Origin of the sequence: Ferrimonas pelagia, from assembly GCF_039543565.1 — a bacterium.
GTDB lineage: Bacteria > Pseudomonadota > Gammaproteobacteria > Enterobacterales > Shewanellaceae > Ferrimonas > Ferrimonas pelagia.
Map to the genome: position 1 here is coordinate 36,162 of NZ_BAABJZ010000091.1, position 22,678 is coordinate 58,839.

Below are 22,678 nucleotides of genomic sequence, written 5' to 3' on the forward strand. Positions count from 1 at the left end.
TTAGCAGAATGCACACCGTTCGTTTACAAGGCGGTATGTTTTTAGCAAAGACCCTCCATAATTTTTGAGACTTCACTCCAGACTTATCTCTGCTTCGTGATTGGGCTGATTCTATGTCGCCGTTACCTGCTTGTTATTGGGTTGAGATTATTCCATTTTGGACTTGGCGCAAGTCCAATTATTCCTTTTATGGGGGCTGAGAAAGCTTGTAGGATGGGTTTTAGACGATACGGCAGTTCATTGTTTCACTGCACGAAGTTTTTAATAACATCTTTGATGGCGTATAGGGACAATTTAAAATGAAAAGAACGATAGTGGCTACGCTTATTGGAGCAACTTGCTTCTGTGCCAGTGCAAGCCAAGAGACATTAAATCATTTGCATGAGATCTCACCTTATTACTCTGGTGAGCGTGCCACAAAAGTATCGCCTTATAATGGCGCCCTCGTCTCTGATGTGATGTATGAATCGATTGTAACCGATGAAGAAAACCTCGGTAACTATCCGCCTAACGTTGTTACCCACCATCTTGTTGCTGATGGTGTTCATACCTTTAATGTCGGCGGTATTCTCAATGTCCACGTTGTTGAAACTGACAATGGCATTGTCGTCTATGACACCGCAAAAGACCTGAAAGAAGGCAAAATCGTTTACGACGCGCTGCGCAAGGTAACCGATAAGCCAGTGCTTGCGATCATGTATTCTCATGAGCACTACGTAGGCGGTACTCAAGTATTCTTTGATGAAGAAGAAAAGCGCGGTAACACCGACATCATGGTGATTGGTCACCACGGCCACAACGAGTCTCTGGCTGCCTCTGTTGCGGGTGTGGCGCTGCACAAAGAAGCATCTGACATCCTTTTGGCCCGAGCCGGTCACCAATTCTACAACTTTATTGAAGACGAAGGCGTGCGCGGCTGCGGTCACACCCATCGACTCGATATTTTGACACCGCGTGGTCCGGTAGACGTAGACACCCCCATTACCGTTGACGGTCAGAAAATGACCATTGATGGCAAAGAGTTTGTTTTCTACATCGATGGGATCACCAGTGATACGGCGCAGCAGCTCATGGTTCACATCCCAGAGCAAGGCGTTGTCATGAACAACTTGATTTGGGGCTTCTACCCGAATATCTACTCACTTCGAGGTGGCGCTTATCGAAATCCGCAGGTGTGGATTGAGGGCCTAGAGAAAATGGAAGCGCTTGAAGCCGATATCTTGCTGAGTTCCCATGCCAAATCCGTCGCGGGCAAAGAGGTGTCGCAACATACCATCGAAGTCTACCAGGATAGTTTATCTACGGTATTGAACCAGACACTGAAAGGCATGCTGACCGGTGCCACCCCGGCAGAAATTGCCTATGAAGTGGATGTGCCAAAAGCGATCGCTGGTGAGCCTATCTTGCGTCAAGACTATGGCGAGATCGTGACCATGGTGCCTCAGATCTACAGCGCGGTGTTGGGCTCATACAACGGCGTTGCCGCCGATGCGGTGCCGATGCATCCAGTTGCTGAGGCGGATATGATTATTCGCGGTATGGGTGGCCAGGAAGCAACCCTTAAGTTTGCGAAAGGTGAGCTTGAGAAAGGCAACTTCCATTATGCCGTGAAACTGGGTAACCATCTGGTTAATTTCGATAATCAAAATCAAGACAATATCGACTTTGCCATTGATTCACTGTATGCCATGGCAGAATCCACCGAATCGCACAATTTGCGTTCTTGGTATCTGACCAGAGCTCGGATCTTAAAAGGTGAAGTCGCCTTGCCAAAGGTGATGCCAGCCATGCCAGAATTTTTGGCACGGGATGTCGTGAACTATGTTGACTCCTATCGAATTCGTCTAAACCATGAGAGAGCCGGTGATACCCGCGCGCGGATCGGTTTTGAGTTCGAAAGTGGTGCTCAGGTTAGCCTAGATATCCGCAACGGCGTTTCCTACAGCCGCGACACGCTTGCCGATGCTGACGTGGTTATCAAAATGGCCGATGTGCAGTTTATCAAGCTCTACAATAACATGGCGACCATCGACATGATGGTTGAAGCGGGTGAAGCGAACATTGCCTCTGGTGACCTTAAAACGGCGCAACAGTTACTGGGTTTGTATGATCCGGTCTATGACTGGCAGAACGACGAAGGCCTTCAGTACCTGATGTCGCTGCTCAAGTAGTACTAATGGTTTGAGTCCCAAATACCGAAAGCCACTTACGCGAGTAAGTGGCTTTTTTTGGGGGGGCGGAAGTCATTTATTTGCGGTGAAAATGTCTTTTACGATTTTTTCGACCTCTTTCGCTATCCAATTGGTTAATACTGAACCTTTGGATGTGAGTGTGTAGTGCAGTGCGATTTGGTTCTCTGCTATTTTAATGTTGGGGTCGCGCTCGATTATCGACAGTTCACTGTCTAAGAATGACTCGGAAATACTGGCTACCGGCATAATGGCATCGGTTTCTTTCAAAATTTCACTACACAAATAGCTGTTGTCGGATCGAAGTATGACCTTCGGCGTGTAGTTGGCGTCAATCAGCGTCTGCTCAATAAAGGTTCGATGGTTGCTGTAGTTTGGTAAATCCATGAGAATAAATGGATAAGCAGCAAGGTCCTCAATTTTTGGTAGTCTGTTCAGAGACAGTAATGGGTGCGACTTGCGCGCGCAGATCTGACGTGGAATATCACAGATGGGCTTTGAGAGGATCTCTTTGGATATTTTTAGTGGAAAGTAGTTTATGCCAATATTAATATTGCCATTGATGAGATCTTTCTCTGTTTGCCAGCCCCAGTTCTTGACCTCGACTGTGGCATTGGGAGCAATTTTGTTAAAGTGTTTTACAGTCCGAACGGCAAACGGGTTGAATAGCATTGTATTGACAGCAATAGAAATGTTGCCAGAGTAATTTTCGATGTCATCAATCACCTTACCTTCATAAATGCTTGATAACGCGTTGAACACACAGGGCAGTTTTTCAAGCAGCTCGTTGCAGTAGTCGGTGGGCATCAAGCCATCCTTGTGCCGGGTAAAGAGTTCGTCGTTAAACTCTTGGCGCAGTTTCTTCACCCCTTTGCTCACCGTGGACTGAGTTACAAACATGCGCTGCGCCGCTTTGCTTGTATTTTTCTCTTCTCCTAAGATCTTAAGCAACATAAGCAGGTTGAAATCTTTTTTCAATAATTGTTGCTCGTTAAGCATGTTGCCCCCATTTGTTTTGGATTGGTTAATTGCGGGTTAAGGACTTGAGTGGTTTCTTGTTTTGCTGGTTTAACCGCTTTAACCCACTGGTAGATACTGTGCGTCGAAACGCCTATCCGTTCAGATACTTTCTGGACAGAATGCCGCTGTCCAACAATCGGTTTAACGACTTCATCTTTGAATTTGGGCATGTATCGATTATTGCTCATGATGACGCCGCCAGTGCGCAAAGAATCGCGCGGAGGTGTCTATACCACTGGGGTGAGTTCATTGTACGACATTGAGGTGTCTATGGAAGTGGGAGCGATTCAGTAAACCGGTTCAAGCTCATGGCTCAAAATAAAGAGATCTCCGCCATCAGTCATGGCCGGGATTTTTTTTGCGTAGCGCGGCACGAGAGCCGTTAAGCGATCGGCATGAACCCTGAGCTTTGCTTGTCGTGTGGAGGTGAGCTTTAGAGGGAGTTGACGCCCTTGCTGGTTAGCAAGGGCGCTTGGCCTCAGTCCATGGCCAATCCTCCCACTCTCCCTCTGGTGGGCTGACCGGTTTTGGTTTTCTCACGCAGGCGCTGGAACACGGCATAGAAGCCCGGCGTCAGGATGGCGCCTAGGGTCATCACACATAAGATCCCTCCTACTAGGGCGACCCCCATGTTGTTTTGAGCCACTGAGCCAGCACCGGTGGCGAAGACCATCGGTAGGATCCCCAGCACGAAGGACCAGGATGTCATGTTCACCGCACGAAAACGCATGGTGCCGCCGGCGATCGCCGCTTCTTCGATGGAGAGACCCTCTTGTTCGCGCTTGAGTTTGGCAAACTCCACGATCAGGATGGCGTTTTTCGCCGCGAGGGCAATCAACAGCACCAGACCGACCTGACCGTACAGAGTGAGCGCCATGCCACTGGCGGACAGCGCCAGCATGGTGCCAACCGCGGCGGTGGGGGCGGCAATGATGATGGCCGCCGGCAATGCCCAGGACTCGTACTGAGCCACCAGGAACAGGTAGATGAAGATCAACGCTAGGGCAAAGGCATAGACCACGGCGTTGCCAGCCAGTTTTTCCTGAAGCGCCATGGAGGTCCACTCGTAGCCGTAACCATCACTGAGCACCTCGTCGGCGAGGCGCTCCATGGCGGCAATGGCCTGACCGGAGGAGTAGCCCGGTGCCGGGGTCACGAAGATCTTGGTGGCCGCGTACATGTTGTAGCGGTTGGAGATATCGGCCTCCATTCGTGGCTCGATGGTCGCCAATTCGGAGATCTGTAGCATCTCGCCGGCTGCAGTCCGCACGTGTAGGCGACCGATGTCTTCGACGCCGACCCGCTGTTTCGCTTCGGCCTGCATGTAGACGTAGTAGGTCCGTCCCCACAGGGAGAAGTCGTTAACCCGGGAGCCGGCAATGTAGCTCATGACGGTTTCATTGACTTCGGTGGTGGATACCCCGTATTTGCGGGCCTTTTCTCGATCGACATCGATGAAGAAATGCGGTACGTCGGCACGGAACAGGGTGAATGCACCGGCTATCTCCGGCGCGGCGTTGGCGGCGGCGATCATCTGCTGCGTCGCGGATGCCAGCTCTGCCTTGGTGCCACCGAGGCGGTCCTGCAGCATAAACTCCAGATTGGAACCTGAGCCGATCCCAGGGATTGCCGGCGGGGTGAGCAGACGTGCGACTCCGCCCTGCAAGCCAGCCAGTTGCTGGTTCAGCCGTGCCAGTACGTCGAACACCCGGTTATCGCCCTGCAGTTTACGTCGCTGCTCCCACGGTTTTAAACGTACGAACAGGGTCGCGTTATTGGACTGGAAGGAAAAGGCCAATAGACCGAAACCCACGGCACCGGCCACGTGCTCCACCGCCGGATCTTGGGCGAGGATCGACTCGACCTGGCTGACAAAGGCATCGGTGCGGCCCACGGAAGCGCCGTCCGGCAGCTGAACCATGGCTAACATCGAACCTTTGTCTTCGTTCTCAACGAAGCCGGTCGGAGTTTGGCTATTGAGGTACATCATGACCGCGATAGTCCCCGCGAACACCAGCACCAGAGCCAGCACCTTTTTCACCACCACGGCAACCGCCTTGCCGTACAGCGCGGTGACTTTTTCAAAGCCGCCGTTGAACTTGACGAACCAGGTGGGGTAGCGATCCACCCGTTTCATGATCAGCGAACACAGTGCCGGCGACAGGGTGAGGGCGTTGATGGCCGACAGCACCAGCGCGATACAGATGGTCAAACCGAATTGGGCGAACATCTCGCCGGTAATGCCCGGGAGTACGGAGACGGGGATGAACACCGCTAACATGACCAGAGTGGACGCAACGATCGGGCCGGTGACCTCGTCCATCGCCGCCTGGGTGGCTTGGGCCGGGCTTAGCTCTTTTTTCTCATTGAGGAGCCGCTCGACGTTTTCGATCACGAGGATGGCATTATCCACCACGATCCCGATCGCTAGGATCAAGGCAAACAGGGTAATGGTGTTGATGGTAAAGCCGATGGTGTCCATGAAGAAGAAGGTACCGATGAGCGATACCGGGATGGCCGCCAAGGGCACCAAGGTGGCACGCGCCGAGCCGAGAAACAGGTAGGTCACCATTACCACCAAGATCACGGCGATCAGCAAGGTTTCGGTGATGTTGCTGATGGAGTCTTCGACAAACACGGTCGTGTCCAGTGGCAGCTCATAGGCGACATCTTGCGGGAACGGGGTGCTGTCCAGCAGCGCTTTGATGGCCGCCCCGGTTTCCACTGCGTTGCCACCCGGCGCCAGGGACACGGTCATCAAGGAGGCATCCTGGCCGTTGAGGCGGCCCTGAGCATCGTACTGATTGCGTCCCATCTCGATACGGGCAATGTCACCTAGGTAAGTGTTGTTGCCCTGTGGATCGGTCCTCACCATGATGGCTTCAAAATCCGCCACCTCCGTCAGCCGGCTACGACTGAGCAGCGGGATCTGAAGGGTCACGTCGTCGTTGTGGGGACCGACCCCCAAACGACCGGCAGGGATCTCGGCGTTCTGATCGCGCAGCGCCATGCGCACGTCATTGGTGGACACCCTGAGGGCGGTCATCTTGTCGACGTCGAGCCAGACGCGCATGCCGTAGGTGGCGCCGATCAGTGTGATGTCGCCAACACCATTGAGACGGGAGATCTGATCAAGCAGGTTAATCTCGGTCCAGTTGTTCAGGTACAGCTCATCGTAGGTTTGATTCGGTGAGTATAGGGAGATCGCCATCAGGGTGTCGGTGGAGGCCTTGCGGACCCGCACCCCCATCTCGTTAACGATGGGCGGCAAAGTTCGCAGTGCCGTAGACACCCGGTTTTGGACATTCACCTGAGCCATGTCCGGATCGGTGCCGATCTCAAACACCACTTGCAGACGGTAGGTGCCGTCGTTCGCAGCGCGAGAATCCATGTACAGCATGTTGTCCACGCCGTTCACTTCGTTCTCGATGGTGCTTGCCACCACTTCCTCGATGGTTTGGGCACTGGCCCCGGGGTAGATCGCCACCACGTTGATCACCGGCGGCGCAATGCGGGGGTATTCGGAGATCGGCATCAGTTTGATGGCGATCGCCCCGAGCAACGCCAGCACGATGGAGATGACGAAGGCAAATTTTGGTCGATTAATAAAAAAGCGAGCTAACATAGCGTGCTACCTCACTGTACGGCCAACGGGGCGCCAGGGCGCACCCGCAGCAGGCCATCGATCACCACGTTTTCACCCGCTTCGACGCCGGCCACCACAAACACGTCCGTCGCCGTGCGCTCTTTCACATCGATGACGCGACGCTCGGCCTTGCCGCCGTTGGCGACGTAGACAAACTGGCTTTGCAGATCCTGACCCACGGCGGTCAGTGGCAACCAGACCCCCTGATGGGTGGTCTGGTCGGTCACCTCGACGCGAACGATCTGGTGTGGTTTGTAGCGATAGTCACTGTTATCAAACAGGGCGTAGAGATCGATGGTGCCACTGGCCGGGTTGATCTTATTGTCGGTAAACGCCAGGCTGCCTGACCGGTCGCTGTCAACCAGCTTCACTGCGGTGTCTGAGCTGATCCCGGACGCGACGTACTGCTCAAAGTTCATGCTGAAATTGGCTAAGATCGGATGGGTTTGGGCCAGATCGATCATCGGTCCTGCTCCAGGGGCCACCAGATCGCCCTTGGAGAAGCGGCTCTTGCCCAATTTACCGTCATAGGGGGCACGGACCTTGGTGTAGGCCAGATCGTCCTGAGCTTTTTCCAGCGCCGCACGCGCCGCTGCCACTTGGGCTTGAGACATCGCCAGCGTCGCCGTGGCATCGTCTAGGTTGGCCAGGGAAGCACCGCCAGAGCCTTGCAGATCCCGCATGCGTTCGAAGGTCAGCATAGCCTGCTGCAGCGCCGCCTCGGCTTGCATGTACTGAGCCTCGGCGATGCTGTGGGCCTGCTGGTAAGGCACCGGATCGATTTGAAATATCACATCCCCAGCTTTTACCTCGGCACCATCGGCAAAGTGTTGCGTCAACAGATAGCCGGAAACGCGTGCGGTCAGTTGCGTGTGCTCCTTGGCTTCCATCTTGCCCACCAGCACCTGAGTCGGAGCCAATAAGGTACCTTCTGCTTGCTTCAGGGTCACTGGGACACCTTGGGCCAGGATGGGTGTCGCCAATGTCAGGCCAATCAGGCTGACTATAAGGGGTTTCTTGATCATGTTAACACTCTCTTATTCGTCGGCTTGGGAGCGAACCAGCCCCGCGTTAAGCACTGTGATGTCATTTGGGGTTAGGTCGCCGGCCAGGAACTTAAGGGTCAGGGCCTGCTCAATGAAGTCGAAGCGGGCATTGGCCGCCTCGGTTTGCGCGCTGTAGACATTGCCTGTGGCCAGCAGTAGCTCGGACATGGTGCGACTGCCCACCTCATAGCCCTTCTCTGTGGCCACTAGGGCTGCTTCAGCGGATCGCTGGCTTTGTTCATAAGCCAGCAGGGCGTGCAGAGAAGCAGACACCTGCTGTTCGGCGAAACGCACCTGCTCCTCGACGTTGCGGCGGGTGTCGTCTTGTACCACTTGGGCCAACTCGACGCCCTGACGGGCGATCTTCACGAGGCTGCTGGTGCGGCCGCCGGCGTATAGCGGCAGATCCAGGCTGACGGCCAGATCGGCGGACGTCAGACGATCATCCAGTTCCACCGGCGTCGTGCTGGCATCGGCCAGATTGGCGTCGAGATCGGCGTGCAGTGACTGCTGGACACCGGCACTGAGGGCCAGCGTCGGCAGGTGACCGGCACGGGCGCGCTTGAGCTCCAACTGAGCGGTGGAAACGGCGAGGTTGGCCAGCTGAATGTCGAAGTTGTTGAGGCCAGCACTGGTTAGCCAGTCGACCTGGTTTGGCCGCGGGATCTCGGGGGAAAAACGATGAGTATTCAGCGGTTCAACTTGGGTAAAGGTTTGTCCTGTTAAAGTACGAAGTGCATCAAAGCGCTGCTGCAGAAAGGATTTCAGATGGATGATAGTGGCATTGGCCATGTCCAGTTGTGCGGTGGCTTCGTGCAAGTCAAGCTCAGAACTCATACCCAGTTTTATACGCCGCTTGGTTTGCGTTCGCTGTTCTTCGATGGCCTGTTGAATGGCCTGTGCCGCCGCCAGTCGCGCTTCGCTGCGTAGCACGTTGAAATAAGCTTGGCTGGTTCGCAGGACGAGTGCTTGTTCCGCTTTGTCAAAGAGCAGTTGCGACCCAAGAGCTTCCTGTTGGGCAACCTTGACCCCCAAACGGACGGCTGGGCTGTACAGTAGTTGGTTGGCGCGGATGCCGACCTCTGCCGCCGTTCCGCTGCCACCATAGGTGGAATGCACGTCACGGTGGTCTTTTAAGGCCTGCAAGGCAAAGTAGGTGTTGATTTGGGGGAGGAGATTCGCCCGTGCGGTGTGGATCGCTTCATGGCGGATGTCACGCTGGATCGAGACTTGCGACAGTAGTGTGTCGTTTAAGCGAGCCAGTTCATACAGATTGGCCAGATCGGTGCGCTCGGCGTGTCCTTGTGGAAGCAAAAACACACTGAACACTCCAGCCCAGATCCTGGGGGTAAACTTCATTGCATATCCTTTGAAAGCAAAAGGCTATCTGGGGTATATCCCCATTGATTGCCATCCTTTTGGCGATAATAGGGAGTGCAAAACCGAAGCGTCAGTCAAAGATGTGGGGTAGCCGCACTCTCTGTGCGAGAGGCGGTGGGTTGGTTTGTCGCGAAAGACAGGAAATTGCAACGGGCTCTCATCTCGGCCGCGCTTTGTTACGTTGGATTGGCTCTAGGGCTTGATCAGAGTAAACATTCCCCTATCGTGCTGAATAAAACCGCGCTCCACTAAAACTTTTACTGATCGCCCCACGGTATTTCGTGACATCCCGAGTACCATTCCCAACTGTTCATTGCTTAAGGCCAGCATATTCTCGTCAGTCAATCTGTTGAGGGCACGTAACGCTTGTAACACACGATTGTCGTGATCCGGTTCCAACCGGGCTGACACGATGTCGGTCGCGACCATGGCGCGTAAACTGGCTGAGCGGGCGAATAAGGCTGCACACTCCGGCTCTTGCTGATAGAGCTGGCGGACTGAGGCGAGCGGTAGGTTGATGGCGGATGCATCACTCAAGGTGACTACGGTAAATTCCGCTGGCTTCCCAAGAACAAACGCCGCGTCGTGGATCACCGTTCCGGTGGTATACAAGCCAAAAGAATAACGGAGAGTTCGCAGAGGATTGAGTTGGTGGATCCCAAACAGGCCCGATAGGGGTAAGATCACCTTGTCGATCTGCTTCCCCTCATGGCTGACGATTGCATCTTTTTCGTAGACCTGTGCTTCACCCACCTCACTGAATTTCTGAGCCAACTCCCTTGAAATCTTGTATTTGGTCGCAAGCAGGTTAGATAGCGTCACCTGTTCTCTCCTTTGTCGCCTATGCGCCTTTGACACCCAAACCAAAGATGTTGCCAAAGCGTCAATGTGGCCGCCTAATAGAAAATTAGCGTCGATTTTCTGTGCCTAACCATAAGATTAATAGGGTGAAGTTCTTTGTTTGTGACCTTGGTCGATAACAAGAGGAACGACGGCAATAGCGCATCAATGTGATGCTTGTCGCCAAAATGAAAGGGATCTGACCCACCTCACTAAGCGTTAAATTCGGTTTATTTCCCCCTGCACTGTAGGTGCATTGAGCCTGATTTTAGGTTTTATGCCTTCTCTACCCAACGCGTAATCTAGCCGCAGTTTTCCAGCGACAGCTGGACTGGCGATAGGCCTTCGCTATTAGCCCGATGTTGATCCTTAGCTTGGATGCTTGGCTGCTGTGGCACTTTGTCCGCTGTGACGGGCTGAGCACAACAGCATCCGGGAATACGATGGACCTGCGCCAGCCATATTTTTAAAATAGATAACAGGAACATCAGATGAAGCACCTAGTCACGACCACCGCCATTGCGGCCTTGTTGTCTGCCCCGGCGTTTGCCGAAGAAGAGCAGCTCCAAGACATGTCCGATCCCTTAGCGGTCTTTACCCAGGCCGGTATGGGGTACACCGACAAGGGACTTAACATCAAGATTGGCCAAACCTATGACACCGGCATTGAAAATGTTGGCGCGATGAACGTGTTTGAAGTGAAAGGCTTTATGGGCGACACCCTGGGTTGGCGCGATGAAGCCAACGACAGCGTCGATGAGGTACGCCTGCGTAATTTCCGCGCAGATCTGACCACCGGGCGTGGTTCTCAAGTGGACGCCTCCTATAACTTCAATAATGAAGCGGGTAGCGTCTCCTACAGCTTCCTCCAAGCCCTGCCGAAAATGGGGCCGGTACAGCTGTTCCCGCTGGCGGGTTTAGGTCTGACCGTCGCCAATAACGCCGAGCGCGGCTACGAAATTCCCGGTGCCTTCGCCGTTATCGGTGTCTTCGGCAAGCTGCAGATCACCGATAAGATCTGGCTGAACTACAACCCGATGTACATGTCCGCCCTGTCGGGCTCTGAGGTGTTCAAAAACATGGGTTTTGAAGGCGATAGCAGTGTTTTGATGCACGAGTTAGCCGCGTCCTATCAGTTTACCCCACGCTTCAACATGCGTTACTTCGCCAACTGGTCTGAAAACACCGATTACAACGATGGCGGCCACCGCATCGAATTCAACTACCAATTCTGATAAGGCGCTCGCTTTATCGATGTACAGAACGGCAAGGCAAGGGTCTTGTCGTTTTTGTCACGGACCAATTTGGATACTGATATGAAAATCAAATCTCCACTGCTTGTCATCTCCCTGCTGGCGGCCACTCAGGTACACGCCGGTGGTATCCGTTTGCATGAGCTGGCTTCCTTTGACTCCCTGTCTTCAGCGGGCGCGGCCAATGCGACCCAGCGTCGTGATGCCAGTGCCGTTATAAGCAATCCGGCTGGTTTGACCCATATTGAGGACAGCAGCCTCCATTTGGGCCTGATGAGCATTAACGGCAGTAACGAGTTCTTCGGGACGTTAGACGGTATTCTCGGCTCAGAGACGGAAATGCACCGAAAGGCGTCTTCAAGCTCGCTAGCCCCAAACATCGCCTATGCCAAGCGGGTATCCGACAATTGGGTACTGGCAGGGTCTCTGCACGCCGTGGGCGGCTTGGGTGAAGAGTATGCTAACGGTCTCGCTGGCCAGGGTTTTGTTGACGATCTCGCTCAGGAAGCGGTTAACCTGCAGTTGGGTGTTGCATATTCGGTCAACGAGCGCTTGTCCTTAGGTGCTGCGGCGATTGTCCAATATATGCGTCTTGAAGGGTCTCTGCTGGATAACAAAACCGATGGCGTTATGGCCATTGACGTTGAAGGCGATGATATCAATCTCGGCGCCATGCTTTCGGCCAATTATTTGCTTGGCGATCGCACTCTGTTGGCCGCCAACTACCAAAGCCAGATCAAACACGATTTGGATGTGCAGATGTCAGTGGCAAACCAGAGCATGGATCTGCGCATGCCAGCCAGTTGGCCAGCCATGGTCGACTTGGGTCTTGACCATCAGCTTAATGAGCAGATCTCGCTCAAAACCACCCTGAGCTATGAAATGTGGAGCCAATGGGATGACACCTATAACGACTCCGTTGGCATAGCCGTGGCTGGTGACTACCAGGTTGGCCAATATCGTTTCCAAGCCGGTTTTCGTTACGACAGTGCCATGATGGACGTAGCGGCCATGACGCCCGCTTTGACGGTTGGTACCCAGTGGACCATCGGCAGCGGGGTTGAATACACCCGGGGCAACGGTCATCGTGTTGGTTTGTCGTACGAGTACCGCGAGATCAACAGCGAGGATGTGGAATATGCTGCGATAGGCGGCACCATTCGCGGTGCGTTCGATTATAGCCATTTGCACTTAGTCGCTTTGTCATACGCTTTCTAAGCCAGCAGCTGGTAATGACTCGAGATCAGGACGACCAAGAGAGCATTGCGCACTCCGGGGCCATTTCGTTGGATCAGATCCGGCAACTCGTACCCGGTGTGACCGCCTGTGTCGATGGCGGCGGCACCTCGCGCGTGAAGGGTCGTTGCTGTATGCCTCACATGACCTTCTTGCACATGACCTTTTTGAACATGGGCGCGCCGCAGCATGTGGTGATAGAAGACCTGTTTTACCGCTGCCAGTTCCCCGCTAGGAAGATTGAGCGGGTGGATGGGGTGACGGGCAGCGGCGCCATGCTATTTGGCTTGGGCAGTAAGGTGAAGAGGAGCCATGTGATCACCACCGTGATGCGGCTGGGGCGCACGTCAGTGTCGGCTGCGGAATTTTCGTAACTTAGAGCTTGTCCTCCTTGAGGCAAGCTCTTTTTTGTTTTTCCTACAAAAGAAGAGTGAGAAAGTCATGAATAAGTATCTTTTTGCCTCCGTCATGCACACTAACATGCGCATTGCCGATAAATTCAAGCCGTATAGTCATGTGATAAGAGCCGGCAACAAGCTTCTGTTTTGGCATCTGATCCGCCAATACAAGAAGCAGGGTTTGGAAGGGTGGAAGAAAAACTGGGAACCGGCTTTTGCTGAGTATGGCCGCCATAGATCCAAGCACTTGGTGGCAAGAATGAACATTGATGCCAATGACGCCAAGTCGATTGGTCAATACCATGACTTTGAAGATCCGATCTTCGGAGTGAAAGGGTACTGGGATACCACAGAGAATGGCGAACCGGTTCGTGTTGAGACAGCCTGTAGTGCGTGCGAACAGTTGATGAAGGCGACGGATGATCAGCAGTGTCGTTCTGACTTTTGCCGTCACCTGGTGGAGTCAATGGAGCAAGCGACGGGCAGTGCGATCAACAGCAAGTACCAGGTTGAGGCGATCGCATTGATGACAGAGGGTGACGAGACCTGTCAATTTGTCCATCGAATTACCAATGAAGCCGCCGAGAAGGCTGCTTAACGCTGAACCTGCCCGACTTCTGTGCATTGAATCGCTCGGTAACGGGCAGTAGTGGTATCAAAAAGGTGGCCACGTTTTGGCCGCCTTTTGGGCCCAGTGTGCGCGTATCGCACTTCCAGCTTGCTCTGCCGTTAATTCTTTGAAGTCGCTGTAATAGCGGTGTTCCACTGCAGGAGCATGATCAGTCTCAGCTCGAAAGTTATCAACTCTGACGATGCTTTTAAGCTCTGTCCAGACGGAGAAGTTACTCGTCAAATCGTCGGCACAAAGCTTGTGGCAAGTACGCGATTCCACTCGGGCGTGGCGCTTTTCGGTCTGTCACTCATTGAGCACTTTCAGCTAAAGAAATGCTTCGACTTAGTTTGTTTCGCAGCCAAGTATGTAGCAAATCATGTTGATGGCGCTCATGCCATAGGGCGCGAACGGTGACGCTCGGCAGCTCGAATGGGCATGGCCGGATAGCAAGGCCGTATCGGGCAGATCCCTCTTCGGTTAACGAGGCAGGCGATCAGGCGGGAGCCGACCAGCAGCGGTAGCTGCAGGCTTAGTGAAGCCACAGTTAAGGCTACCCGACTTTCAGACACGCCGGCGCCTTTGGCGTGACGGCGAAATGGGTCTTGTCCGTTTGCTCATCTTGTCACCTGGTTTTGTGCGGAGGTGATGATATCACCTCCAATCAGGTGGCCAAATTCAGTGTGCCACTACACTAAGCCTTCCATATCCAAGCAACCATGAAGAACCACCTTGCCGTCATATATACCATAAAAAAGCACGATGAGGCTTCAAGAGTGAGTGGGCTCCAAGTGTACTGCTCAGGGGCGATCGCTGCCGCTAGAGGCAACATAGGGCAGGCCGCTTTATGCTCGAAAGTGTCCAGAGCAAACCAGTAGAAGTGTCCAGCCTTCAGCAGCAGGGCGTCCAGTTGGTCGCAGCGCCGCCAGATGGCTGCGCTGCCGAAACCGATCGTTTCTACAGGTTTTACAGGCTGCTGGTGGTCGCTGGCCAGTTTGTTTCGGAGAAGCGGCAAGGTTTGTTCGGAACGGTGGTCGCTTGGATGCGGAAGATACACTGTGAAACCTCAGCAACCGAACGACCGCGATTGGTCACCTGTTTAACCGCTTCTATCTTTTATTCTTCCGGATATCGCTGATTTGTCACAACACCTCCTTGATTTACTCGGTATAAGGCTTTGAAATCATCGGGAAACCAGGGCTATTCAGGTTCAGGTTGGACACAGTACCTGTTTTAATTGCTCCTCAGGCAACAGTCCACGCTGAAAGTGGGCAAAATTGCCGTTTTTATCGGTGATCAGCATCAGCGGTGTGGCGGGAACCCCTCCCATTTTGTTTACCATTTCCGAGCCGGTGATGAACCCAGAGAAGGGCACACGCATGCGGTGGAGTTCCCTGCGTAATGTGTTGCGATCACCGCCGACACCAAGTGCTACGGGCGTGAATTGTTTGCTGCAGTGTTGCTGCAGAGAGCGAAGAATGCGCGCTTGCTTATGGCACCAGGGGCAATCGGAAGTAAAGAACAACATCACCACAGGTTTGCCCCGGTAAGCGCTGAGATCGGACTCACCAGTCGCGTCCAGTGAGCGATGTGTGTAGCTGAGCAGATCCAGCTCGTCAGCAGCGAGGGAGGGTGAGAGGAGCAGCAGTGCAAGCACTGCTGCTAGAAGGTTATATCGCATCAGAATTTCAACTTGATGCCAGCATAGATCTCACGGCCCACCAGGGGACCATAGATGTAGCCCACATCCAGCGCACCTTCGTCGTCAAAGAATAACGGGGTATCCTCATCACCTGCTTGGGTGTAGTCGAGTAGATTGGACACACCGGCGTAGACGCTGAATACGTCATTCAGAGCGTAAGCTGCGCGCAGATCAATCGACACATAGCTGGGGGCTTGGGTGGTTTTTTCTGAGCTGAGATCGACGCTGCCATCGGCCAGCACACGGTTATACCCTTCATAGCCATAACGCGTCAGATCGCGACTTCCAATCCAACTGGCCGCCGCAAACAACTCCCATTGCTGGATCCGCCAATCCGCCGACATCATCACCCGCTCTTCAATCGGTGCAATGGCGTAGGAGCTGGCAAAGTTATCGTCGTAGTCATAGTACTCAGCCGTCAAATTAAGCTGGAGATCTTCACTGACCGAATAGCCCAGCGCGATGTCTGTCGTGATCACCCGGGCTTTCTCATCCAGCTGGGTTAATAACGGCACACCTTCGTCGGTTTCATCGAGCACCGCCAGATTTTCCACCTCAGTCCAGGCCGCGGAAGCGGTTGCGGTGAATCGATCGCCGGTGTAGTTCAATGAATAGCTAACGGAGTTGGAACGTTCGAGATCGTTGATGTCGATCTCAAAGCCGAGCGAGCCATCGAGGATCCCATGGTCCGTTTCAAAGAAGGAGAGAGGTGCACGATAACCCCGGCCGGCTGAAAGGCGCGAGGTGACGCGGGATGAGTGATGATAACGGATGTCGGCCCGCGGGGAGAGGATGGACTCTTCCAATTCAACGCCAGGTTTCATTGGATCGGTAAAGTCGACGGTTAGGGTGTCGTAGCGCAGCGCCAGGGCGATCTCGAGGTCGTCGGTGGGTTGCCAATTGTCCTGGATGAACAGGCCTATCACTTCGTAGTCGAATGAATCGGAGATGTAAGCTGGGTTCTCGGCGCCGGCGTGTGAGGAGGAGCGCATCTCCTCGTTGCGGTAGTCTGCGCCAAAGGTCAGCAGGTGATCCGGATGGAAGCGGTAGTTGGTTTTGCTCTCGGCATACCACATTGTATCTTTGGCCGTGTAATCGAACCCTTCGTAGAACGAGTCCTGAGTATGGTCGGCATACACGGCTGAAGTGGTGGTGTTGAGATCGGCAGAGAACTCATGCAACCAGCTGAGGCTGACCTCATTGCGCTCGGTTTCGATCCACTCGGTCATCTCCCATGCTTTGCCGATATATTGATTACGTACATCGCCATCGACAAACAGATCTTGCGGATCCGTGTCGATGCCGTCAAAGCTGCTGAGTACTGAGCCAACACTGTGGGCCTTGCCGTCCGCAAAGACCTCACCCAGCATGGGGCCACCAAACACTTCTGAGTGCAGGTTGGCGACACGCAGTACTAGGTTGTCGCTGTTACCGATATCGTGGGACACCCGGCCGATAAAGCTTCGGTTGCTTTGGTGGGGGGATTCATTGACGCCATTGCCGCTGTTGTCGACCTGATCACGATCGTCATACTGGGCCACAACGGTGGCGCGGGTCATGCCATCATCACTGATGGCACCGCCCATCAGGCCCATCTTTTGGCAACCTTCGCCATCGATGGCCAGATCCAGTTCCAAGGTGTTTTCGTAAGGCTCGAGGCTAATGACATTCACTGTGCCACCGATCGCCTCAGGCGCGATCAAGGATGCACCAGCGCCGCGTGCGACCTCAATGGATTCGATGCCGGTGGTGGGGATCGCATCGACCGCATAGAAACCGGAGATCATGGTATGAACCGGCAGGCCGTCAACCAAGATGGTGGTTTGCTCCCCTTTCATCCCATTGAGCATGATGCGTTTGACGCCACACATGGAGCATTCGTTAGAAACGCGGACACCAGGGGAGGTATCGATCGCTTCGGTCAGATTGACGGCGTTATGGTTCTCTATCTGCATCATGCCGATCACTTCTGTTTTCATGATCGCATCCGCTAAGGTGCCGTTTTGCTCTAGCCGTTGGCGGACACCGGTCACAACGATACGTTCGACTTCGTCAGCTTGGGGTTGTTGCTGAGTAGCAGCGGCAGCAGGCAGCGCTAAGCCTTGTAATACGGCGAGTGCTACAAAGGTCCTTTTCATCACGATATCCCTAATCTTTGCGTCTATATTAATAATCAGTCGCATTTAGATTACGGCTTTTACTCAGGCGCGTTAGGGTGACTTGTTGGGTGTGTGACGGGAGTGTTGAGAATGGGTGTCGCTACGGAAGCAATATTTCTCGCTGGTGCACCTGCGTGCGACGTGGGTCACATTTGCGCAGGCTAAGTTGTTGATGCCATCCAGCATTAAGTCAGATCTACCAGTCTGCTTACACAGCCAGATCGCTGGTGACTAACTTGATTTTTACATGAGTAACGATACACTATCGAAATGATAACCATTCGCAGTGCTGTTAATGTCGAAACCTTCCGTTAGTTTGCAAATTGCTGAAACGCTGAGTCAAATAGCACTACAGCATGCCACTCAAGAGTTAGCAAAACCGCTATCGCCGATCCTGGACTGGTTTAGTCCCGATGGCCGGGGGCAGGGGAGTCAGGTTGAACGTTCGACGATTGCCACACGGTTGTCTACTCCGGTAGCAAAAACCGCCACGCGTGATCCGCTCGCCATCGCTCGAATTCCGATGAAGTCACCGCCCTGTAAAAGCTGTCCAGCCCGTGGCTCAGGGTTGTGCAAATGTGCAATGAAACGGATAAAACGATAAACAGCCCGCAGACACGGGCTGTTTTTTGCTTGAGCGGCAGTCTCGTTAGAGCCGTTACAATGCGCGACCGATCAGGCTGACCACGCCTTGTCCTAATACTCGCTCCATAGCCAATATCATTCCGTGCCGGGCCACTTTGCGCACGCCTTGACTGACCGCAACCGAGAGTCCATCTGAACTGTCTTGCTGACACCAGTCTTGCGCTTCAAGGATGGCCAATAACTCATCGGCGCTGAGGCAGTCTGGATCAAACGAGAGGGTGACTGATCCGGCGTGAGCTCGGTGACGGATATCGGTGATCGCTTCGAGGTTACGCAGTTGGACGACGCTGTCGGCGATAAGCTCTGGGTGCTGGTGGATGAAACTGGAGCGGATCCGAAGGCGAGAGCGGGTTTTGTGAATGTAGGTTTCCAAAGCAACTGCCACCAATGGTAATAGGAATGATTCGCTTTATCTTATGTGTCGACACAAGCGATGACAAGCATTTCTCCGCTTTTACTGGGCTATTACTCTCTTGAGTGGATTGAATTTGGCTCACGCAGAAATCATCGTCACGACGTAAATCACGTTGCCCTGGCTGGCAAGTTAGTAACCTGCACGTATATGTCACAGTTTTTTAACGGGCCACATGGAACAACTACAACAACTGCGCCGATATCTGTCGGTTGGGCACCATATTCCCGGGCGTTTGCGACTCAGGTGTCGTAATCCAATTGTCTTTCAAATGATAAAGCGGGAGGAAAACCAACTTAACGAGTTGCTTGCGCAGCACCCTTCCATTGAAAGCTATCGTCTCAATCTTACAACTCAAAGCATTCTCATTACTTATGACGCCGAGATCTTGCCATTTGAGCTGGTAGAACAACTGTTTTGTGACGATTTCGACACCGTGTTGAACACCGGCCAGTCCTTGCTACAACGCAGCCTCGCTGCCCAATAACTCACAGGAGCACACCATGGGCAAGAAGAAACAGATAAAGAAACTCAAAAAGCAGTTGGCTAAAGCTCAGTACGCCAATGCAGCGCCGTCAGCAGCGATGGATCCAGCGGCATCGGCCATGTTGGACGACATGATGGGCGAGCAATCGGGTCTGGTGAAAGATTTGGTGAGAATGCTTGGGGTGGATGATCAAGAATTTTGGAAAGGGGCAATGATCGGCGCCACAGCGGCATTACTGTTGAGTAATGACAATGTGCGCAATTCATTAATGACGATGGTCTCCTCCGGTGGTGAAAAACTAAAAAGCGGTGGGGTTAAGGCCAAAGAGACGGTGTTTGATTCGGCAAACAGCGTCAAACAAACGGCTCAGACAACGGCAGCCAACGTCAAGCAAACGGTGCATACCGGCAGCGAGATTTTCAAAGAGACCTATCAGGCCGGTAAGAGCGGTTTTGACGCTTCTATGGAGCGCCACAACCATATAGGTAAATCAAAGCCTGAAGAGCCGGCGCCGTCCAGTGACATACCCGCGCAGGAGGAGCTCGCCGATGAGCAATAGCCGAGACCAACTCTCTCCGGCTAACCGTGCTTTGATTGCTGGTACGTTACTGGGCGGAGGAACATCCGCACTCAGACACTGGCAGCGCTATCAGCAAGGGGAGATCAATGCCGAACAGTATCGAGCCTTGTTGCTGCGTGCTGCTGCAACCACGGGATTGGCATCAGGCAGTGCCACCTTTATCGCTCAGCGTATGGCCGGACGGCCAGTGCTCTCTTTTGCCACCTTAATTGCCGCTGGCGCCGCTGGCACTTACCTCTATCAAGATTTAGTGAGAGTGAATAATGAAAAATCAGAAAAAAGCCTACCGTAAGCAAGATCAGCGCACCCACTTTGTCACCGGAATTGTTGCCGGCGCTGCGGTTGCCTATTTGCTATCGCAAAAGCAAGTTCGAGACAGTATTGGGCAGACTGGCCAGAAGGCGTGGTCTGCAGTGCGTGGCGAAGTCGAGGAACTGAAAGAAAGACTCGAAGACGCGCAGGCCGAATTGGCGATGCACCGCCAAAACAGTCAAACAGATCCAGACCCCACTGGTGAGCCGCAATAATGACTGAGATCCGTCATCAGCTGCCAGGTCGGATCCGGTTACGTGTGCCAACGCTGATTACCAACTCGGCGCAACAGGGCTGGCTCAAGCAAGCGTTACTTGGCTTGCCGGGGATCTTCAATGTTCGGATCAACGCCACTGCGGCCGCGCTGATCCTTCACTACGACACCGATGTTCATCAGCCAGAAACCTTGGTTGAGCGTTTGCAGTTGTTGGATTGGCCTGAGATCGCCGATCCGCAATGCGGGGATGAGCAGCAATTAACCCGAAGCGATCCGGGCCTGTCCTTGTTTGCCTGTTTGGCAACGGCACTGCTGCCGCCAACCGTGACGCCCCTGATGAGCTGGCCTTTGATTGCGCCGATGATCATCGAAGGCCTCGAAGATGCGAGCGAAGGAAAGCTCTCCAGTGCGGTGTTAGATGCCATTGCGCTTGGGCTGTCGGCCGGACGCAACGATCATCGCACAGCGCTGTTGACCCATGGGTTATTGCAGCTAGGGGAATACCTGGAGCAAGCGACTTCGCGCCACAGCGACCAACTCCTGGCCGATCTGCTGCGTCCGCCGCAAGGCTTTGTGTGGATCCGCCGTGACGGGGCAGAGTATCAGTGCCTAGCGGAGGCACTTCTACCCGGTGATGTGATGTTGCTGGGGCCTGGCGATCCCATTGCGGCAGATGGCACGGTGCTCAGCGGCGTAGCTCAGATCAATCAGGCGGCATTAACCGGTGAATCTTTGCCGGTTCGGCGTGAAGCTGGGTCTTATTTGCAAGCTGGCGGCGTTATCCATGACGGCCAGTTGCAAGTTAAAGTGGATAAAAGCGCGGGCCAATCGACCACAGCGCGGCTGGCGGCGATGATCCATCAAGGCTTGAGCGAAAAAAGCCAGACTCAGCAAGCCACGGCAAACATGGCGCAACGACGGGTGAAAATCACGATGGGCGTTGGCGCTCTGGTGTTTGGTCTAACTCGGGATCTACACCGGGTCGCATCGGTTTTCTTAGTGGATTACGCCTGTGCCTTGAAGCTCTCTACGCCAGTGACCTTTAAATCCGCGATGTACCGCGCAGCGCAAGCTGGGATTGTGCTTAAAGGGGGCCGTGCCATCGAGAACATTGCCCAAGCCGACACGCTGGTATTTGATAAGACAGGGACACTCACTTACGGTGATATGGCGGTGACCGACGTGGTTCCGTTGTGCGACAGCAACAGTGCCAAAGATCTGCTCGCCATCGCCGCATCACTCGAGGAGCACAGTAATCACCCGTTAGCGAACGCCATCGTCGCTGCCGCGCATCAACATGCATTGCCTCACATCGATCACGGGGAGGTTGAGTATGTGGTTGCCCACGGCCTAAAAGCGACCATGATCAACAAAGACACCCGGCAAGACAGCTTGTGGGTGATTGGCAGCCGCCACTTCCTTGAACAGCATCACGGGGTTAATTTTACCGCGTACCAACCCGCCATCGAAGCGCTGAAACAGCAGGGGCGCCATCTGTTGTTCATTGCGGAAGAAGGCAAACTGCTTGGTATGCTCGGTTTGGTGGACCAACTCCGGCCAGAAGCACAATCCGTGGTTACCCAGCTTAAACAGCGGGGAATAAAGCAACTGGTGATGATCAGTGGCGACAGTCAGGCCAAGGCCCAGCAGTTGGCTGCCGATCTGGGGATCGATCGCTGTTTTGCCGAAGCTGAGCCGGCCGATAAAATGACAATCATCCAAACGCTGCAGGATGAAGGGGCTAATGTGCTGTTTGTTGGTGATGGCGTCAACGATGCCCCGGCGATGACGACCGCCAATGTCGGTATCGCCATGGCAAAAGGCACCGAACTGGCTCGCCAGGCAGCGGATGGGATCCTGCTGAAGGATTCGCTCGAAGAGTTGGTGACATTGCATCAGTTGGCTCAAGACGCGATGGCTTGCGTGAACAGCAACATCCGTATTGCGGAATGGGTCAATACCGGCATCATGCTGGCCGCAGCCAGTGGCAAACTCAGCCCGGGTCACAGTGCTCTGTTGCACAATGGGACGACGTTAGCGGTACTTCTGCGCTCACTGAGCTTACGTCATGGCTGACGATTAAATATCTTTTTTTAAAGGCTGGTTGCGTTATTCCGAGCTGGCGGCTGGCTAATTTTAGGGATTGCTTTCTTGTTATTGAACTCCTCTGGGTGAATCAGGCATCCAAGCTGTATGATTAAATAAAGGCCTTAAAATCCGCGCTGTGGCGGCATTTTATTTATCCATAAACCACCGACTATAGTAGGTGGTTCTCATCGAAAAGGCTCAGCTGAGATGGTGAATTGGCGCGATTAAATAGTATCTTTTCGGCGAAGATGCAATTCAGTTCGTCAGGTGTTATTGAGGCCCATTAGAGCTAAGAGCAGCTCGAATTAAGCGTTTTTGGCCTCTTCCATAGGCAGGGCGGGAGCATACTTTGATCACAATTCACCCAAAGAACACTTTCGCCCTGTAATCGTCATCCCAGCCTGCCCGTTTAAGCTTGTTGCGCTGACTGGGTGAGCCGCAATCACACTGCTTGAGTA

At 53.7% G+C, this 22,678-nt stretch carries 20 protein-coding genes; 10 read left to right on the forward strand and 10 right to left on the reverse strand.

Translation table 11 applies throughout. The annotated features are described in order from the left end of the window. Positions 1–299: 299 nt before the first annotated feature. Positions 300–2,171 (forward strand): alkyl sulfatase dimerization domain-containing protein, encoded by a 1,872-nt coding sequence (locus tag ABEA08_RS14720; protein ID WP_345336102.1) that lies wholly within the window; start codon positions 300–302, stop codon positions 2,169–2,171. A gap of 72 nt (positions 2,172–2,243) precedes the next feature. Here the strand turns inward: ABEA08_RS14720 and ABEA08_RS14725 are convergent, their stop codons facing one another. The 6 genes from ABEA08_RS14725 to ABEA08_RS14745 all read right to left on the reverse strand — a co-directional run bounded on the left by ABEA08_RS14725 (position 2,244) and on the right by ABEA08_RS14745 (position 10,103). Beyond that, positions 2,244–3,188, reverse strand: coding sequence for a LysR substrate-binding domain-containing protein (locus tag ABEA08_RS14725; RefSeq protein ID WP_345336103.1), 945 nt, complete (start codon positions 3,186–3,188; stop codon positions 2,244–2,246). Then, entirely contained in the window at positions 3,164–3,397 is a 234-nt protein-coding gene (locus ABEA08_RS22050; protein ID WP_425557369.1) for a transposase, read from the reverse strand. The genes ABEA08_RS14725 and ABEA08_RS22050 overlap by 25 nt, the downstream gene beginning before the upstream one ends. Before the next feature lie 290 nt (positions 3,398–3,687). Continuing rightward, positions 3,688–6,834: an efflux RND transporter permease subunit gene (locus ABEA08_RS14730; protein WP_345336104.1), complete on the reverse strand. Its 3,147-nt coding sequence runs from the start codon at positions 6,832–6,834 to the stop codon at positions 3,688–3,690. A gap of 11 nt (positions 6,835–6,845) precedes the next feature. After that, positions 6,846–7,880 (reverse strand): efflux RND transporter periplasmic adaptor subunit, encoded by a 1,035-nt coding sequence (locus tag ABEA08_RS14735; RefSeq protein ID WP_345336107.1) that lies wholly within the window; start codon positions 7,878–7,880, stop codon positions 6,846–6,848. A 12-nt stretch (positions 7,881–7,892) separates the two neighbouring features. Next, entirely contained in the window at positions 7,893–9,260 is a 1,368-nt protein-coding gene (locus ABEA08_RS14740; RefSeq protein WP_345336108.1) for a TolC family outer membrane protein, read from the reverse strand. 213 nt (positions 9,261–9,473) lie between these two features. After that, a complete protein-coding gene (locus ABEA08_RS14745) occupies positions 9,474–10,103 on the reverse strand; it encodes a Crp/Fnr family transcriptional regulator (protein ID WP_345336109.1) in 630 nt (209 codons plus the stop codon). Positions 10,104–10,612: 509 nt separating this feature from the next. Here ABEA08_RS14745 and ABEA08_RS14750 point away from each other — a divergent pair. From ABEA08_RS14750 to ABEA08_RS14765, 4 genes are all read left to right on the forward strand, one after another. Further along, entirely contained in the window at positions 10,613–11,356 is a 744-nt protein-coding gene (locus ABEA08_RS14750) for a hypothetical protein (RefSeq protein WP_345336110.1), read from the forward strand. Positions 11,357–11,437: 81 nt separating this feature from the next. Continuing rightward, positions 11,438–12,592 carry an OmpP1/FadL family transporter gene (locus tag ABEA08_RS14755; protein ID WP_345336112.1) on the forward strand — a complete coding sequence of 385 codons (1,155 nt, stop codon included), beginning with the start codon at positions 11,438–11,440 and terminating at the stop codon, positions 12,590–12,592. Between the two features lie 14 nt (positions 12,593–12,606). Next, complete coding sequence (locus ABEA08_RS14760) at positions 12,607–12,984, forward strand: hypothetical protein (RefSeq protein WP_345336113.1); 378 nt, start codon at positions 12,607–12,609, stop codon at positions 12,982–12,984. 67 nt (positions 12,985–13,051) lie between these two features. After that, a complete protein-coding gene (locus ABEA08_RS14765) occupies positions 13,052–13,606 on the forward strand; it encodes a hypothetical protein (protein ID WP_345336114.1) in 555 nt (184 codons plus the stop codon). A 706-nt stretch (positions 13,607–14,312) separates the two neighbouring features. On the opposite strand, the gene ABEA08_RS14770 is transcribed toward ABEA08_RS14765, so the two are convergent. The 4 genes from ABEA08_RS14770 to ABEA08_RS14785 form a co-directional block, all read right to left on the reverse strand. Then, positions 14,313–14,675: a hypothetical protein gene (locus ABEA08_RS14770; protein ID WP_345336115.1), complete on the reverse strand. Its 363-nt coding sequence runs from the start codon at positions 14,673–14,675 to the stop codon at positions 14,313–14,315. Between the two features lie 153 nt (positions 14,676–14,828). After that, positions 14,829–15,299, reverse strand: coding sequence for a TlpA family protein disulfide reductase (locus ABEA08_RS14775; RefSeq protein ID WP_345336116.1), 471 nt, complete (start codon positions 15,297–15,299; stop codon positions 14,829–14,831). Then, positions 15,299–17,458 carry a TonB-dependent receptor plug domain-containing protein gene (locus ABEA08_RS14780; protein WP_345336117.1) on the reverse strand — a complete coding sequence of 720 codons (2,160 nt, stop codon included), beginning with the start codon at positions 17,456–17,458 and terminating at the stop codon, positions 15,299–15,301. The genes ABEA08_RS14775 and ABEA08_RS14780 overlap by 1 nt, the downstream gene beginning before the upstream one ends. 679 nt (positions 17,459–18,137) lie before the next feature. Next, the gene (locus tag ABEA08_RS14785; RefSeq protein ID WP_345336118.1) at positions 18,138–18,497 is read right to left on the reverse strand and encodes a hypothetical protein; all 360 of its coding nucleotides are present in this window, start codon (positions 18,495–18,497) and stop codon (positions 18,138–18,140) included. A gap of 214 nt (positions 18,498–18,711) precedes the next feature. On the opposite strand from ABEA08_RS14785, the gene ABEA08_RS14790 reads away from it, so the two are divergent. From ABEA08_RS14790 to ABEA08_RS14810, 5 genes are read left to right on the forward strand one after another with little or no spacing between them, the layout of a single operon-like run. Continuing rightward, complete coding sequence (locus ABEA08_RS14790; RefSeq protein WP_345336120.1) at positions 18,712–19,023, forward strand: HMA2 domain-containing protein; 312 nt, start codon at positions 18,712–18,714, stop codon at positions 19,021–19,023. Positions 19,024–19,039: 16 nt separating this feature from the next. Continuing rightward, positions 19,040–19,582 carry a YtxH domain-containing protein gene (locus ABEA08_RS14795; protein WP_345336121.1) on the forward strand — a complete coding sequence of 181 codons (543 nt, stop codon included), beginning with the start codon at positions 19,040–19,042 and terminating at the stop codon, positions 19,580–19,582. Then, positions 19,572–19,895, forward strand: a complete 324-nt coding sequence (locus ABEA08_RS14800) for a magnetosome protein MamC family protein (protein WP_345336122.1) — start codon at positions 19,572–19,574, stop codon at positions 19,893–19,895. Before ABEA08_RS14795 ends, ABEA08_RS14800 begins: the two co-directional genes overlap by 11 nt. Continuing rightward, positions 19,867–20,130 (forward strand): YtxH domain-containing protein, encoded by a 264-nt coding sequence (locus ABEA08_RS14805; RefSeq protein WP_345336123.1) that lies wholly within the window; start codon positions 19,867–19,869, stop codon positions 20,128–20,130. The genes ABEA08_RS14800 and ABEA08_RS14805 overlap by 29 nt, the downstream gene beginning before the upstream one ends. Beyond that, on the forward strand, positions 20,130–22,208 hold the full coding sequence (locus tag ABEA08_RS14810; protein ID WP_345336124.1) for a heavy metal translocating P-type ATPase: 2,079 nt from the start codon (positions 20,130–20,132) through the stop codon (positions 22,206–22,208). Before ABEA08_RS14805 ends, ABEA08_RS14810 begins: the two co-directional genes overlap by 1 nt. Positions 22,209–22,678: the final 470 nt, after the last annotated feature.